Here is a 15795-nt window from a genome sequence, read left to right as displayed (position 1 = left end):
ACCCCTGGCAAACGGCTGCGTAACCCCCGTTCGGCCTCTTCGTTCTTAAGATGTGGACCGAATGTTCCAGCTCTCGGGGCATCCAGAAATCGGGGGATTTTTGCCATGACCATCCAAGTGGCCGCCGCCACGCAATTGGAGTCCAGACGTGCGGGGGGGCTGCGCTACCTGCCGACCGTCGCGGTGGGCACCGACATCGTGCTCGTCACCTTCGCCGTGTTCCTCGCGATCCTCGGGCAGCGGCACTTCCCGTTCGGGCTCGCCGACGACGTGCTGCGCGACCGCCTCAGCACCGCCGGCCCCGTGATCATCCTGGGATGGGTGGCCCTGCTGCTCCTCTTCGGCGCCCATCGCGGTGAGGTCTTCGGCGCGGGGGTCGACGAGTTCAAGCGGGTGCTCAACGCCTCGCTCACCACCGCTGCCGTCGTCGGAATCTCCTGCTACGCCACCCACGTCGACCTCCCCCGCGGTTTCTTCGTCATCGCGTTCGCGACCGGCATCCCGATGCTCCTCGCCGGCCGCCTTCTTCTGCGGCGCGCCGTGCAGCAGGCGCGCAGGCGGGGCGTGCTCCAGCACCGGGTCGTCGTCGCGGGCTCCGAGGGGCACGTGGACGAGATCGCCGGAGTGCTACGGCGCGAGACCTGGCTGGGCTACCAGGTGGTCGGGGCGCTCGTCCCCGAGCCAGACGGTCGCGCCACCACCCACTCCGGGATCCCCATCCTGGGTGCCGCGCGTTCCGTCGGCGCGGTGGCGCTCGATGTGCGGGCCGACGTGGTGTTCCTCGCCGGCGGCGCCTTCGACACGGCCGAGCAGATGCGTCAGCTCGCCTGGGACCTCGAGCACGAGCCGGTCCAGGTGGTCATCGCCCCCTCGGTCACCGACGTCGTCGGCGACCGGGTGTCGGTGCGTCCCGTTGGGGGCCTCCCGCTGATCCACCTCGAGCAGCCTCGGTCCCTCGCCGCCACGCGGTTGGCCAAGCGCACGTTCGACATCGTCGTCGGGAGCCTCCTGCTCCTCCTGACCCTCCCCCTGGTGGTGGTGGCGGCGGTACGGGTGCTCCGCGAGGACGGCGTGCCCGTGCTCGTCCGCGAGTCCCGGTTGGGGCGTGGCGGGAGGCTCTACTGGGCCTGGACGCTGCGAACCGAGCGCAAGGACGGTGACCTCGAGCGGTTGGACGGTCTGTTCTTCGACCCGGCGTCGGACCCCCGCGCCACCAGGTCCGCGCGGTGGATGCGCCGCTTCTCCGTCGACGAGCTGCCGTTGCTGCTCAACGTGGTGCGAGGGGACATGAGCCTGGTGGGCCCGCGCGCACCGCTCGCCCATGAGGTGCCGGGCCTCGACGAGGCCTCACGCCTGCGCGTCCGCCCCGGACTCACAGGCGTGTGGCGCGACTTCCGACGCTCCGACCTGTCCTGGTCCGAGGCCGTCCTCCTCGACGTCCACTACGCCGACCACTGGTCAGTCCTGCAGGACCTCACCATCCTGGCCCGCACCGTCGGCGCCGTCCTCTCGGGTGCTCAAGTGTCGTCGAAATGACCGACGACCCCTCCCACCAATCCTTCCCTCACCCGAGGACACCGCAATGAACCGCTCGTCGTCGTCCCACGACTTCCGGCTGCCTTCGCAGAGCCGCACCCTCTTCGACCCGCACACCTCGGCGGCCGCCCGCTCGTCGCGGAGCCTCCGTCTCATCCCCGCGCTGGCGCTCCTGGTCGACCTCGTCGCAGTGGTCGGGGCCGAGGTGGTCGCGGCCCTCGCCCGGGGCCAGATCCCCAACATCGATCCGAGCACCGCCGACTACACCCCTCGCATCCTGGCCGCCGCCCCGGTCTTCGCGCTGGTGTGGATCGTCGTCATCGCGATGTCGGGCGGCTACCGCCGCAGCCTGTTCGGAGCCGGCCTGGAGGAGTTCAAGCGCCTCACGAACGCGTCCGTCGTCACCGCGGCACTGGTCGGGGTGGGCTGCTACATGCTGCGCTTCCCGCTGTCGCGCGGCTTCTTCCAGCTCACCGTGCTGGTGGGTCTGGCCGCGCTGCTCCTGGGTCGGGTCAGCCTGCGCGTGCTCATCGGCCGCGCTCGGGCTCGGGGGCGGCTGCAGCAGCGGGTGGTCATCGTCGGGACCGCCGCCCACGTCGACGAGGTCGACGTCGTCATCAGCCGGCAGAAGTGCCTCGGTTACCGCTTCGTCGGCGCCGCCGTCCCCGACGCCGGGGGCCGCACCAGCACCCCCGGTGGACTCCCTGTCCTGGGAGGTCCCCAGGACGTGGTCCAGGTCGCCCTCCGCTCACGCGCCGACGTGGTCTTCTTCGCCGGTGGCGCGATCAGCTCGGCCGAGGAGCTGCGCCGCACGGCAGCGAAGCTCGAGGCGCGGGGTCTCCACGTGGTCCTGGCCCCCAGCATCACCGACGTCTCCTCGGAGCGCATCCGGATGCGACCGGTCGGCGGGCTCCCGCTGATCCACGTCGGCAAGCCGCGCTCGATGGCGGCGCTGGCTCGGATGAAGCGCACCTCCGACATCGTCGCCTCGAGTGCGCTGATCCTGGCCTTCAGCCCGATCCTGCTGCTCGCGGCGTTCCGGGTCTGGCGCTTCGACCGAGGTCCGGTGCTGTTCCGGCAGGAACGCATCGGGGTGGGCGGCCAGCCGTTCGGCTGCTACAAGTTCCGCACCATGGTGGTCGACGCCGAGGCACGCCTCCAAGAGGTCCTGGCCGAGAACGGAACCGACCACGGCCTCTTCGCCAAGCTGAAGGAGGACCCGCGCATCACCCGGCCCGGCCGGTGGATGCGTCGCTACTCCGTCGACGAGCTGCCCCAGCTGTTCAACGTGCTCAAGGGCGACATGAGCCTCATCGGCCCCCGCCCGCAGGTGGCGCACGAGGTCGCTCTGTACGACGATGCGATGGCGCGACGCCTCCGCGTGCGTCCCGGCATGACCGGTCTGTGGCAGGTCTCCGGTCGGTCCGACCTGTCGGTCGAGGAGGCCATCCGGCTGGACCTGTACTACGTGGACAACTGGTCCATGCTGCAGGACCTCTCCATCCTGGCCCGCACCTTCCAGGCGGTCTTCGGCTCGAGCGGTGCCTACTGAGCACGCAGACCTCGACCGACCGGGCTCCGCACGGCGAGCACGACACCCGTACCCGCAGGACCTCGGTGCTCGACGCCGACGCGATCCGGGCCGCCTCGTCGTCGTGGAACCACCTCGTCGGCCTCACCAACCCCGTGGGCGCCGGCTCCTGGGTCGCGTCGTGGATGACCCACCTGGGGCGGGGTTACCGACCCCGGGTGGTGGTCGCGGGTGACCGCGCGGCTCCTGACGCGCTCTTCCCGTTGGCCCGGCACCGCGGTCGACCGTGGTTCACCGAGAGCCTCGGGGTCGGCGAGCTCTTCGAGGCGACCGACGTCCTCGGGCAGGACTCGGCGGCGGTGCAGGCCGTGGCCACCACGATGACCCGTCTGCGCCACCCCCTGCGGCTTCGCCGCATCCCGGCCGACTCGCCGCTGCTCCCGCACTTGCGGACGCAGGTGGGTCACCGAGGTGTCGTGCTGTCGCGCGTCGTGTCGGGTGTTCCCACCATCGGCCTGGGGGACGGGGACCCCTTCGACCGGCTCAGCAACCGGCGCCGCCGGGACCTCCGCACCGCGCGACGACGCCTGGACCGCGCGGGGACCGTCACCTTCTCCATGGAGAGCCCGCGGGACCCCGCCCAGGTCGACCTTCTCCTGGCGGAGTTCGTCACGGTCGAGGCACGGAGCTGGAAGCGGGGGGCCGGCACGGCACTGGCCGTGGACGACCCCATGCGTGACTTCTTCCGCGCCTTCTGCCGGGCCTCGGCGGCGACCGGCATCCTGCGCTTCGCGATGCTCCGCGTGGACGGCACGGCAGTCGCCGCGCAGCTGGCGACGGAGGTGCAGGGACGCTTCAGCCTGTTCAAGATCGGATTCGACGAGGCCTACGCTCGGTCCTCACCGGGCAACCTGCTGATGGAGTTCTCGCTCCGTTCGGCGCTCGACCGTGGATTGACGACGTTCGACTTCCTGGGCTCGGAGGAACCGTGGACCGCCGTGTGGACCGACGAGGTGCGCCGCTGCCTCGAGGTCCAGGTCTATCCCCTCCTGAGCCCCTGGACCCCCGTCGCCGCCGGAGCTGTGGCGTGGCAGCTGCTCACCCGTCGGGCCCGGACTGCGCTGCAACGCGCGGCGGCACGTCGCCGGGAAGGCTCGACGTGATCGCCCCCAAGGAGCTGCTGCGGCCACTGGTACGACGCGCTGGCGATGCGTTCCTCTTCGGCCACGACCGCACCGAGGCCCTCCGCCTGGCGCAACGACTGCAGGGCCAAGGGACGGCGGTGACGATCGCCTACTGGGACGGCGTCGAGGACACCCCCGGCAGCATCGAGCGCGAGCTCCACACCTGCCTGGAGCAGCTGGGCGCGGTGTCGTCAGGGGCTCGGCTGTCCGTCAAGGTGCCGCCGCTGCGCTTCGACCCCGGGACCCTGCGCCGGCTGGCCCGGACCGCGCAGGCGACAGGGGTCGGCATGACCCTCGACGCCCACGCCCCGGACCAGGCGGAGGCGACCCTCCGGCTGGCTCGCGAAGCCCTGGCCGAGGGAGCCGACACCGGGGTCGCGGTGCCGGCACGATGGGCCCGCAGCCACGGTGACGCCCGTGCCGCCCTGGACGACGGTCTTCGGGTCCGGGTGGTCAAGGGGCAGTGGCGTGACACCGAGGACACCCGCCCGGTCACCGAGGGTCGGCTGCGCTCGGACTTCGTCGAGCTCGTCCGCAGCCTGGAGCCCACGGACGACCGCGTCAGCGTGGCCACCCACGACGCCGCTCTCGTCCGCCGGCTGGCACAGGTGCTCTCACCCAGGCAGGGCCCGATCCCTCTCGAGCTCCTCGTGGGCCTCCCCGCGGCCGGCGTGCTCAGGACCGCCCGCGCGACGGGTGCACCCCTGCGCTGCTACATCCCTTACGGCCACCCCAGCATCGGGTTCGACCTCCACGAGCTGGCGCGGCGCCCCCGCCTCGGCACGGTCCTCGCCCGGTCGATCGTGCGTGGGCGGTCGAACCGCGGTGTCCGCGAGCGCGAGCTGCTGCCCTAACGGGAGATCCGGTACGGGTCGGGACGAGCGTCGACCAGGTCGCCGTACAGCCCTGCGAGGCGCTGCACCCACAGCTCGACGGCGTACTCCGACTCGAACCGGGCGCGCGCCCGCCGAGACAGGTCGGACCGCCGTCCCGCGTCCCGTGACATCGCGTCGAGCGCCTGGCTCAGCGCCGCCACGTCGCCCACCTCGACGAGGTCACCGCTGTCGCCCACCACCTCGGGCACCCCGCCGACCCGGGTCGCCACCACGGGCAGCCCGGCCGCCAGGGCCTCGATCAGCGACGTGGGGAGTGCGTCGGCGTACGTCGGGTGCACGATCAGGTCGGCAGCCTGCAGCACGGCCGGCACGTCGTCGCGGAAGCCGGCGAACGACACCCGGTCGAGCAGCCGAGGGTCAGCCGCGACCTCCGCCTCCAGCCCTGGCCGCAGCTCACCGTCCCCCACCAGGCAGACCGTGAGCGGCGAGTCGTCCGGGAGCAGGCGCACCGCCTCCAGCAGGTCCTGGTGTCCCTTGCCCGGGCGCATGACGGCCACGTTGACCGCCAGCACGGGACGCACGTCCCGCGCTCCGAGCTGGGACCTAGTCGCCGCGACAGCGGCATCGCCGACCTCGACCAGGTCGCTGACCCCGTTGTGCACGGTCACCACCTGAGCAGGGTCCGCGCCGAAGGCCTGGACGTACCACGCGCGCTGCGCGTCGCTGACGGCCACGACCCGGTCGGCCGAGCGTCGCGTGCGGCCGGCCAGCCACCTCTTCCCGCGGCTGATCCCCGTGACGTCGTCCTCGATCAGGTGCAGGGTCGAGACGTGGGGCAGCCCCAGCCGGCGCGCGACGGCACCCCCCACGATGTCGGCGTGCTTGAGGTGGGTGTGCACGACGACCGGACGCTGCGTCCCGATCGCCCCCCGCGCGCGGGCAAAGGCACGCGGGTCCCACCGCGAGTCCAGGCCCAGCCCCAGCACCGGCACACCGGTCGCCCTGATCGCGCGGGCGATCGGGGTGTCGCTCGAGCCCACCAGGTGGACCACGACGACCTCCAGCGGTCCGGCCTCCCGATGACGGGCCAGCTCCAGCAGCATGGACTCCGCGCCACCCGGACCCAGGCTGTGGATCACGTGGCAGACCCTCAACACGGAAGGTCCGGGGTCGTCTCGGACGGCTGCGGCGAGCTCATCCGGGCGAGTCTAGGGGCCCGTGCGCGGCGTCGCTGGTGCTCCAGCACGTCGACGCCTCAGCGACCGGTCACGTCGGCGACCGCACGGCGGGCCGCCGACATCGCGTCCGGGGCGCACCACCGCACCAGGAGGGCGTACGCCGCGACCGTGAGAGCGCCGACCAGGGCCAGCACGAGCAGAGCCGGCGCGTCCGGGACGACGATCCGCAGGCCCTGCTGAGCCAGCCAGTCGACCACCGCCACACCGACGGCGACCAGCACACCCGGCCCGAAGGAGGCCACGAGCCGCCTCCGGGGCAGTCCGATCAACCGGGCGGCGATCGCGAGGCGGGCGAGGGACAGGCCCATGGCCCCCGCGCACATCGTCGCAGCGACCGCGGTGATGCTGTGGGCGGCGGCGAGCCAGAGGACAGGGAAGAGGATGATCACCTCACCGACGGCGAGCGTGTTCAGGATGCCCGGACGACCTGTCGCCTTGTACAGCTCACCCGCGTGGAAGCTCATCGACGTGACGGCGGCGAAGACTGCGATGAGCCGCAGCGCCGGGATGGACGGCTCCCACCGGGACGAGTAGAGGGCCTCCACGATCTCCGGCGCCAGCACCGCCATGGAGGCGCCGAGCGGCAGGGTCAGCAAGGCCACGCTGCGGGCGGCCCTCAGGTAGAGGACACGCAGCTGGGGCAGGTCGTGCTGCTCCCGCGAGAAGGCCGGGAACAGCACCTGGCTGGCCACGATGCAGAGCGCGAGGATGCTGACCTCGGGCAACCGGTAGGCCATCGTGTAGTAGCCCAGCTGCTCGAGCCCCAGCCGGTGGCCCACGACCAGGTAGTCGATGTTCTCCAGGAAGACCGCGAAGACGGCCACCAGCGAGGCAGGCAGGCCGTAGCGCAGGAGCTTGCGCGCCATGTCGGCGTCCCAGCCCAGGCGCGGCGCCCAGCCGCACAGCGCCCAGTACAGGGCCGCTTGCACGACGCTCCCGGCCAGCTGGCCCCAGACCAGGGAGAGCACGCCGACTCCACCGGCCGCGAGGCCCACCGCGAGGCCGTTCTTCACCACCGCGGCGAGGACCTCGGGGACCAGGCGACGACGGAAGTCCATGCCGCGCCGGAGCTTGGCATCGGGAACGATGGCGATCCCGCCGATGAACAGGACGAGCGCCAGCCCCCGCAGGACGTCGACCGCCCGGGGATCCTCGAAGAAGGTGGCCGCCACGGGAGCGAAGAGGAACGCCGCCAGCGAGAGCACCCCGCTGGAGGCCATCACCAGGGGCAGCCCGGTGTGGGCCACGAGGTCCCATGGTTCCTGTCGGTAGATCAGGCCGGCCCCGACGCCCATGTCCTTCACCCGGTCCAGGTAGTTGATGACCAGGAGCCCGACGGCGAAGACCCCGAAGTCGGCAGGGACCAGCAGGCGCGCGAGGACGAGGGTGGCCACGAGGGTGATGACGCGGCTGCCCGCCATCGTGGCACCGGCCCACGCCATGGCGCGGGCGGCTCCCGGAGATCGGCCGTCGACAACGGTGTCAGTCACCCGTCCCACCTCCTCGCAGCGCCGGCCGGGAGGTGCCCGAGGCACGGCCCAGCGCGTCGGCGTAGAGGTCCAGCAGGCGGTCGGTCCACACCTCACGGTCGAAGCGGGACCGCGTCAGCTCACGCGCCGCCCGTCCGTACGCCGCTCGACGGGGGTGGTCCAGCAGCAGGGCGACGACCGCGTCGGCGAACGCGTCGACGTCGTGGGGCGGCACCAGCACCCCGGTGACACCGTCCTCGACCACCTCGGGCACGCCTCCGACCCGGGTGGCCACGCAGGCCAGGCCGGCGGCGCCCGCCTCGATCAGCGCGGTGGGCAGGGCCTCGGTGTACGACGGCAGGGCGGCCAGCGTTGAGGCGGACCACACCTCCGGCACGTCGGACCTCGAGCCGACGAACACGACCCGGTCGTCCTGACCCAGCTCACGAGTCAGCTCCTGGAGGGCGCCGCGGTGGGGTCCGTCCCCGACGACCACCAGCCGCGCGTCGGGGACCGAGGCCCGGACGCGTGGCCAGGACCGGATCGCGACCTCGTGACCCTTGGGCTCGCGCACGGCGGCGACGATCGACACCACGGGCGCACCAGCGGGGACCCCGAGGTCGGCAGGAGCGACCTCGCCGCCGAAGCGTTCCACGTCGATGCCGTTGTGGACCACGCGCCACGTGGGCCGCGGGCGGTAGCGGGTGGCGAACGCGTCCCGCGACGCCGCCGAGACGAACACCAGTCGGCCGAGCCGGGAGGGAACGGCCACCATCAGCCGCTCCTTGACCGCCTCGCCCCGGGCGGTCCTCCCCGGCACGTGGTGCAGGGTGGCGACGCACGGGACGCCGGCCAGGCGCGCGGCCACGGGAGCCAGGATGCTGGAGTAGCCGAGGTGCGCGTGCACGACGTCACAGCCGGAACGACGGATGGCCCGCACCAGTCGTGCCAGGGCCGAGGGTTGGAGCAGCCGCGAGACGCCCGCGAACTCCACCGTGAGTCCAGCGGCCTCGAGGACCGGCAGCATCTGGGTGCGCGGGTCGCTCCGGTCCGGCAGGGCCAGCACGGACATGTCCAGACCCTCGCGCCGTCCCTCGGCGAGGCCGGCCAGGAGGTGCTCAGCCCCTCCGAAGCTCATCGAGTCGATGACGACCAGGACCTTCACCCCGCAGCTCCCTTCGTGAGCGACCACACCTGCGTCGGGGTCGTCACGACGCTCCCCACGGTGGCCACCGCGAACCGGTTGAGCAGGGTGGTGCGCGCCACCAGGTCGCGACTGGCCTCGGCCGCCCCCAGGGCGAGCCGGGTCGCCTCGGACCGCGTGCGCGCCAGGACCTGGACCCGGATGGTGGGCTGCAGCGACGTGCCCGTGGACTGACCGGTCGAGGCGACGGTGACCACTCCACGGTCCCCGACGAAGGCCTGGCCCTGCCGGAGCACCACCGTGGCGTAGGTCGCGACGACCCGGCGCCGGCTGATCAGGGAGAGCCGGTAGGCGTCGGTGCTGCCGCCCGCTGGCTCCAGGGCGACCTCGACGTCGGCCCGCCACCGCTCCGCCCGCAGGTGGGGGTAGCCCCAGACTCCCCCGCCCACGACCACGACCAGCACCACGGCCGCCAGCACCAGCCGACTCCGCCGCGCCACCAGCGGCCCCCGCAGCGCTGGTTCGGCGCGGACCAGGGCAGGTGCCGACCGCGCGAGGACGGCCACGAGTGCGACGACCGCGTAGAACGGACGCAGGTAGGCCAGGTGGAGGAAGATGCTGGCCACCGCCCAGGCGGCCGCTGCCCCCGCGGCCGCCGCCGCGAGCGAGCCGGCGTCGCCGGGGGGCGGTTCGGGGGCCGCGGCGTAGGCCCGCGCCGTGCGACCGGCGACGACGACGAGCCCGCCCAGGAACACCAGCCACCCCAGGAGCCCGATCACGCCGTCCTCGGCCGCCAGCTGGAGGTAGGTGTTGTGCGCGGCGACGTTGCGGTAGATCACGCCGCGGCCCGCAGCGGCGTAGGGCTCAGCGGTGGTGTCCAGGTTGCCCGGACCCACTCCCACGACGGGGTGCGCCTCGAAGATCTTGGTCGTGACCCGGGCCGCGGCGGCGCGTTCGAGCACCGATCCGTCCTCCTCGGCGAAGGACGACGAGGAGGACGTGATGTTGTCCAGTGTCAGCAATCGAGACCCCACCCCAGGGACGGCCAGGAGCGGCAGCACCAGGAAAGGGATCACGACGAGCCTGCGGCGGAAGGTCGGCCCCGCCCACCACATCCACACCACCACGGCGACCAGGGAGGCCAGCATGGCGCCCCGGCTGCCCGAGAGGTAGACCCCACCGAGGACCCCCACGCCAGCGCCCGCCCACACGACGACCTCGGCCTTGGCTCCCCTCGACCAGGCCCGCGACAGGAGGGCCGCGTCCAGCGGAAGGGCGAGCACCACGAGACGCCCGAAGAAGTTGGGGTCGCTGAACGGGCCCTGTTGCCGCAGGGCGTCGACACCGACGCCACCGGACGTGCTGATGGACACGAGGCCCCCCAGGTCCAGCGAGTTGCCGAAGACCAGCTGGTCCAGGACCGCGAGGCCACCCAGGAGCGCGAGGCACAGCGTGACCACCATCGCGACGACCCGGACCGCGGAGTCGCCCACGGCGCTCGCGAGCAGGACCACCGTGACCAGGAAGAGGACGTCCTTGAGGTAGACCTCCAGCACCAACCACGAGTTCAGCGGGTCCAGGCCCCCCAGGGTCCCGGGAAGCATCAGGAAGACCGCTGCGGCCGCGAGGAGCACGACCAGGGGCAGCGACAGGTCCAGCCGGCCGTGGAGCAGCTCCCACACCACGACGCCCAGACCGAGGACCAGGAGCGCGGTGTTGACCGGCAGCGACGCGAACGGCGACAACGCCGGCAGGTTGAGGCAGGCTGCTCCGACGATGACGACCAGCGCGAGCCGCGGCAGCGGACGCGTCATCGAACCGTCGGACGCTCCGCGCCCCGTCGGCGTCGGGTGGCGCGCCCCGCCCACGACGCGAGCTGCTGCACGACGATGCCGACGAAGAGGGCGGCCAGGACGATCATGGTCAACCACTGGGAGGAGCTGAGACTGCTCAAGGTAGCCGTCCCGCTGGCGTCGCTGATCACCCGCAGCTCGTAGGGGGACAGGGCCCGCGAGACCTCCGAGACGCTGAGTGTGGCGATCTGGTTGGCCACCTGCTCCGCGATCTGGGAGCTGGGCGCGACGACCTGCACGTTGACCACGGCCGTCGAGGGCACCACGCTCACGGTGGCCGCGACCTGCCGCTGGACCGCGGTCGGCAGCCGGTCCACCGCCTGGCGCTCCAACCGCTTGTCGGACACGATTGCCGCCGCGGTGGCGGGGATCTGGCCGTTCGAGAGCGTCTCCCAGTAGGACGACGTCGCCGCGGAGTCCAGGGTCGTCCCCGGCGCGATCAGCAGCTGGTTGCTGGCGGAGTACTGGACCGGCTGGCCGGACTCGTAGACGTAGCCGCCACCCAGGACCGAGGCCGCCGCCACCAGTCCGAGCAGCACGCTCGCCACACCCCCTGCACGCCGTCGGACGCGCGCCGGTCTGGCGGCGGGGGAAGGTCTCTGCATGGGAACGAGTCCGCCTCTTCGTGTCGCCGTCGATGTCGATCCAGGAGCGTGAGCCGCCCGGCCCAGTATGCCCCAGGGGGGGTGGCAGCGTCCTCGAAGTCGTACGACGCCGGGGTGCGCGGCGCCGCCCACGGATCGGGTCAGGTGCCGTCCCAGGAACGCAGCACCCGGATGCGGTCGAGCGGGATCCCGGTGCCCGCGTAGTCGCTGTACACCCCGGCGGCCGCGTAGTCGGCGCGGCCCGAGGACCACGAGGCCACCTGCTGGGCGTAGACGCACACCGTGCTGCACCCGTTGTCCATGTCGTAGGCGCCGTGGCGCTGCATCGCGAAGCAGACCGCCTGGGCCAACGGCCCCACGAGGGAGCCGCAGGCGAAGTCCTGGTCCACCACCAGTCGCGAGCCCTCCTTGACGCACCGCCCGTCCGCGGCGCGGCCGTCGGTCTTGGTGGCCGGTGGCACGAAGCTGTCGGAGCAGTTGGCCATCGTGGGGATCGACACCGAGAGGGCGTGCGGGATGGCCGTGCGCGGGTCGATCAGCGCCGCCCGCACCTCGCGAGCCCGGACCACCCCCAGAAGCCGGGAGACGCCGGCGCCGGTCGTGGTCAGGCGCTTGCCGTCCACCGACCTGTTCACGCCCCCCAGGGGCACCACGCTCATGGAGCCCGCGGAGACCGTGCCGCCCGGCCCCAGCCGCACCGTGCCGTCGGCGTCCTTCGCCACGCGCCAGAACTCGTAGGACACCCGGGCCGCGGGGTCGACCACGATCAGCTGGGCATCCGTGCCGGGTGCGGGCCGCTCGTCCCCGACGAGCGGAGCGCGTTCACCGCCGACGCAGCCGTACGTCGTGCACCTCACCGGCCGCGTCGGCACCCGCGCGGACGACCGGTAGTAGATGGGCTCGGTGTAGTCGACCGTGTTCATCACCACCTCTCCACCGAGGTCGTGCACGACCTCGGTGGAGCCCTCGTCGACACGGGCGTCCGCAGACACCCGGGACCCCACGTAGTCGGCCCCACCCGAGTCGCTCCCGAGCCGCGACCATACCGAGACAGTTCCGACCGCCAGGCAGGCGAGAACCACCGCGACCACCGCCCCGAACCGGGTCACGCGGCGACCGCGGCGCCACCGGGGCCACGGGGGCCTTTGGGGCCCGGTGCCGGCGGCACGTCGTCGGACCATCTCCCGCCACCGTCCCGGAGCGACGTGGGAGACCTGGTCGGCCGCCCCTCGAGGCCCAGTATGCGTCGCACCAGGGTGCCGGCGGCTGCGCCGGACCCCGACGCCCGCGTCAGGCCCGGGCGGCGAAGGCCTCGTCGTAGGTGGCGAAGGCCGCGCGCAGGCTGTAGCGCTCCTCGTAGTGGCGCCGCGCCGCCCCGGACAGCTGGAGGTGACGGGCCGGGTCGCGGAGATCGCGCACGACCTCTCCGACGGCACTGGCGTCCGGGACCAGCAGGATGCCGCGGTCGGCCCCCGTCTCCACCCCCTCGGCCCCGATGGGGGTGCTGACGACCGGCAGCCCGCGCGCCAGGGCCTCGATCACCTTGATCTTGATGCCGGAGCCGAAGCGGAGTGGCATCAGCAGCGCGGTCGCGCGGTTGAGCAGCCCGTCCAGGTCGTCGACGAACCCCTCGAGGCGGACCGCGTCACCCCACGGCGCCGCCGCGGCCTCGATGCGGGGCGTCGCCCCCCGTCCCACCACGTGCACGATCGCGTCCGGCACAGCGGTCAGCAGGCCGGACATGCCGCGCTCGAGGAAGGACTCGACGCCGTCGGCGTTGTGGGCCAGGGTCAGGAGGCCCAGCAGCACGAAGACGGGAGGGCCCGAGAGCGGTGGCCGTTCGGGGGCTGCAAGGTCGAGCACCGGCCGCAGCTCACGCACCCGCGCCGACGGCACTCGTCCGGCCAGTCGCCGGGTCTCCTCGGGACTGACGAGCATCACCGTCTCGAAGAGCTCCGCCATGGCCTGCTCCCGACGCGCGACCACCGCACGCTCCCAGGCGAGAAGGGCGCGCCGGACGACGCGACGGTCGGCGACCGGCCCCACCGCCGCCGGCAGGTTGGCCCGGAAGTCCCCGAGCGGGTCGAAGTCGACCTCCGGGTGCTCGCGCATCAGAGCCAGCATCCGCTCGTAGCGGACCGAGAACAGGTCGTCGAGGAAGATCACCCTCCTGGCGCCGGGCCGGACGGGGATCTCCTCGGCGTACTGGCCCATCCGGACGGTGTCGAAGACCTCCAGGTCCGCGCTGATCTCCCCCAGCAGGTCGGCGAGTCGTCGCCGCACCGACGCGGAGTACAGCGCCGACTCCTGCAGGGTGTGACCCCGGGTGAGCACGCTGCGCACGAGCACGCTGCGCAGCTGGGTCCGAGCACCCGGTCGGTCGACCCGGTGCACCACCGCGTCGACCTGGTCGAGATCGACCTCCCCACCGCCGACGAGCACGAGGTGGACCTGGTCGGCGCCCACCCGGCGCCGCCAGTAGTCGAGCAACCCCGCGACCATGACCTTCTTGCCCGAGTCGCGGGGGTGCGGGAAGACCCCCGAGACCAGGACCACCGACCGAGGAGCAGCGGGATCGGGCACGAGGGTCCTAACGTCGGGGATCGCGGGTCGACATGGTCACACACCCGAGAGCGGACCCGGGGGTGGAGGAGCACCAGTGCTCCTCCACCCCCGGGTCCGGCTCGCGAAACTAGCTGCCGTTCCAGCTGCGCAGCACCTGCATCCGGGACAGCGGGATCGTCAGGCCGGTGTAGTCACCCCAGACGTCGACGTTCTGGTAGTCCTTGGTCGCCGTGGACCAGGAGCTCACCTGCTGGGAGTAGACGCAGATCGACTTGCATCCGTTGTCCATGTCGTAGGCGCCGTACTTCTGGAAGGCGTAGCAGACCGCCTGGGCCATGTTGCCGCTCAAGGATCCGCAGGAGTAGCTCGGGTCGAGCTGGAGCCGGGAGCCCTCCTTGACGCAGGACGTCGAGGTGGCCCTTCCGTCGGTCTTGGTGGCGGGCTCCAGGAAGGTGCCCGAGCAGTTGGACGTCGGCGGGATCGAGACCGAGAGGGCGTGAGGGATGGCGGTGCGCGGGTCGATCGCCGCCGCCCGCACCTCGTTGGCCCGGATGACGCCCAGGAGGCGAGAGACGCCTGACCCGGTGATGTTGAGGTTCTTGCCGTCGACCGACTTGTTGCCCCGGCCGTCCAGCGGCACGACGCTCATCGAGCCGGCCGAGACGGAGCCGTCGGCGTTGATCTTGATCGTGCCGTCGGCGTCCGAGGCCACGTCCCAGAACTCGTAGGACACCCGTGCGGCCAGGTCGACGATGTTGAGCTGGGCGTCACTGCCCGGCGCCACGACCTCGTTGCCGACGATCGGGGCGCTGGTGCCGCCGATGCAGCCCCAGGCGGTGCAGTTCACCGTGCGCTTGGCCACCACGGCCGAGGACCGGTAGAAGATCGGCTCGGTGTAGTCGACGGTGTTGAGGGTGACCTGGCCGCCCACGCCACGCAGCGTCGAGGTCGAGGCGGGGTCCACGCCCGGCCCGCTGGGGATCGGGGCGTTGGCGTAGCCGGGGTCCGGCGCGTCCGCCGAGCGCCACGGGGTGCCGGTCAGCTCGCTCATGGTGGACAGCAGGTTCAGGACCGGGGTGGCCGGGGTCGGGTCCACAGTCGGGGTGGGGGTCGGGGTGGGCGTCGGGGTCGGGGTCGGCGTCACGACGGGGGTCGGGGAGTCGACCGGCGTGGGGGTGACGACGGGCGCCGGCGCGGAGGTGGACGTCGTAGGTGCCTCCGTCGGGGTGGGCGTCGGCGTCGGGTGCGTCGGGGTCACCACGGGGCTGGTCTTCTTGCGTCCGGTCAGGACCAGGCTCCAGCCGAAGGCCCGGGTGACCCGCGAGGTCGTCACCGTGCGCGCGAGGCTCTGCACCGGCGCGGAGGGCGTGCTGGCCCAGTCGCGACCGACGCCGAGCACCCCGCCCACCTGCTGGCTGTCGGCTCCGACGGTCCCGCCCAGGGGGAGCACGTGGACACGGGCGCGGCTCACGCTGCCGCGGGCCCCGCTGAAGTCCGTCACGCCGCTGTACGCCGCGCGCGACACGTTCCACGTCGCCCGTCCGGACTTGTGGAACACAGCGGGCCGGGCGGAGTGCGAGACGAACATGACGCCCCGCATGCGCCCGGCGTGACGCTCGAGGACCCGGGTCCAGCCCGCAGGGGTTGCGACACGGGAGGACCGGCCCACCAGACCGACAACGGCGATCTGGAGGTCGCCGCTCGCACTGGCGCGGGGAACGCCCACGGTCAGCTGTGAACCTGAGCCGTGGACCGCGGTGGCTCCCACGTAGTCGACGGCGGTCGCGGCGTAGGTTGCGCTGGTGGTGGCGTCCGCCGCGATGGGCGCCAAGCC

The 15795-nt window shown here is 72.6% G+C and carries 12 protein-coding genes; 4 read left to right on the top strand and 8 right to left on the bottom strand.

The window, feature by feature from the left end; all coding sequences use genetic code 11:
• Window positions 1–105 precede the first annotated feature (105 nt).
• From ACYVDA_RS11370 to ACYVDA_RS11355, 4 genes are all read left to right on the top strand, one after another.
• Window positions 106–1536 (top strand): exopolysaccharide biosynthesis polyprenyl glycosylphosphotransferase, encoded by a 1431-nt coding sequence (locus ACYVDA_RS11370; protein WP_460818472.1) that lies wholly within the window; start codon window positions 106–108, stop codon window positions 1534–1536.
• Between the two features lie 46 nt (window positions 1537–1582).
• The gene (locus tag ACYVDA_RS11365; protein WP_460818471.1) at window positions 1583–3088 is read left to right on the top strand and encodes a sugar transferase; all 1506 of its coding nucleotides are present in this window, start codon (window positions 1583–1585) and stop codon (window positions 3086–3088) included.
• A 65-nt stretch (window positions 3089–3153) separates the two neighbouring features.
• Entirely contained in the window at window positions 3154–4230 is a 1077-nt protein-coding gene (locus ACYVDA_RS11360; protein ID WP_460818470.1) for a GNAT family N-acetyltransferase, read from the top strand.
• Window positions 4227–5105 carry a proline dehydrogenase family protein gene (locus ACYVDA_RS11355; RefSeq protein WP_460818469.1) on the top strand — a complete coding sequence of 293 codons (879 nt, stop codon included), beginning with the start codon at window positions 4227–4229 and terminating at the stop codon, window positions 5103–5105. Before ACYVDA_RS11360 ends, ACYVDA_RS11355 begins: the two co-directional genes overlap by 4 nt.
• Here the strand turns inward: ACYVDA_RS11355 and ACYVDA_RS11350 are convergent.
• The 8 genes from ACYVDA_RS11350 to ACYVDA_RS11315 all read right to left on the bottom strand — a co-directional run bounded on the left by ACYVDA_RS11350 (window position 5102) and on the right by ACYVDA_RS11315 (window position 15792).
• Entirely contained in the window at window positions 5102–6226 is a 1125-nt protein-coding gene (locus tag ACYVDA_RS11350; protein ID WP_460818468.1) for a glycosyltransferase, read from the bottom strand. The two genes, ACYVDA_RS11355 and ACYVDA_RS11350, sit on opposite strands and share 4 nt — an antisense overlap.
• Window positions 6227–6342: 116 nt before the next feature.
• Window positions 6343–7815 carry a lipopolysaccharide biosynthesis protein gene (locus tag ACYVDA_RS11345; RefSeq protein ID WP_460818467.1) on the bottom strand — a complete coding sequence of 491 codons (1473 nt, stop codon included), beginning with the start codon at window positions 7813–7815 and terminating at the stop codon, window positions 6343–6345.
• Entirely contained in the window at window positions 7808–8959 is a 1152-nt protein-coding gene (locus ACYVDA_RS11340) for a glycosyltransferase (protein WP_460818466.1), read from the bottom strand. The genes ACYVDA_RS11345 and ACYVDA_RS11340 overlap by 8 nt, the downstream gene beginning before the upstream one ends.
• Entirely contained in the window at window positions 8956–10752 is a 1797-nt protein-coding gene (locus tag ACYVDA_RS11335) for an O-antigen ligase family protein (protein WP_460818465.1), read from the bottom strand. Before ACYVDA_RS11335 ends, ACYVDA_RS11340 begins: the two co-directional genes overlap by 4 nt.
• Window positions 10749–11330, bottom strand: a complete 582-nt coding sequence (locus tag ACYVDA_RS11330; protein ID WP_460818464.1) for a hypothetical protein — start codon at window positions 11328–11330, stop codon at window positions 10749–10751. The genes ACYVDA_RS11335 and ACYVDA_RS11330 overlap by 4 nt, the downstream gene beginning before the upstream one ends.
• Window positions 11331–11536: 206 nt before the next feature.
• A complete protein-coding gene (locus tag ACYVDA_RS11325) occupies window positions 11537–12388 on the bottom strand; it encodes a hypothetical protein (protein ID WP_460818463.1) in 852 nt (283 codons plus the stop codon).
• 298 nt (window positions 12389–12686) lie between these two features.
• Window positions 12687–13979, bottom strand: a complete 1293-nt coding sequence (locus ACYVDA_RS11320) for a glycosyltransferase (protein ID WP_460818462.1) — start codon at window positions 13977–13979, stop codon at window positions 12687–12689.
• A gap of 109 nt (window positions 13980–14088) precedes the next feature.
• Complete coding sequence (locus ACYVDA_RS11315; RefSeq protein WP_460818461.1) at window positions 14089–15792, bottom strand: hypothetical protein; 1704 nt, start codon at window positions 15790–15792, stop codon at window positions 14089–14091.
• Between the last annotated feature and the right edge of the window lie 3 nt (window positions 15793–15795).

The sequence above is a fragment of the Nocardioides korecus genome (assembly GCF_054778395.1).
This window is presented reverse-complemented; position numbering and strand designations above follow the sequence as displayed.

Coding starts and splice junctions, on each gene's coding strand:
- ACYVDA_RS11370 (WP_460818472.1), top strand. CDS start 106: ATGACCATCCAAGTGGCCGCCGCCACGCAATTGGAGTCCAGACGTGCG.
- ACYVDA_RS11365 (WP_460818471.1), top strand. CDS start 1,583: ATGAACCGCTCGTCGTCGTCCCACGACTTCCGGCTGCCTTCGCAGAGC.
- ACYVDA_RS11335 (WP_460818465.1), bottom strand. CDS start 10,752: ATGACGCGTCCGCTGCCGCGGCTCGCGCTGGTCGTCATCGTCGGAGCA.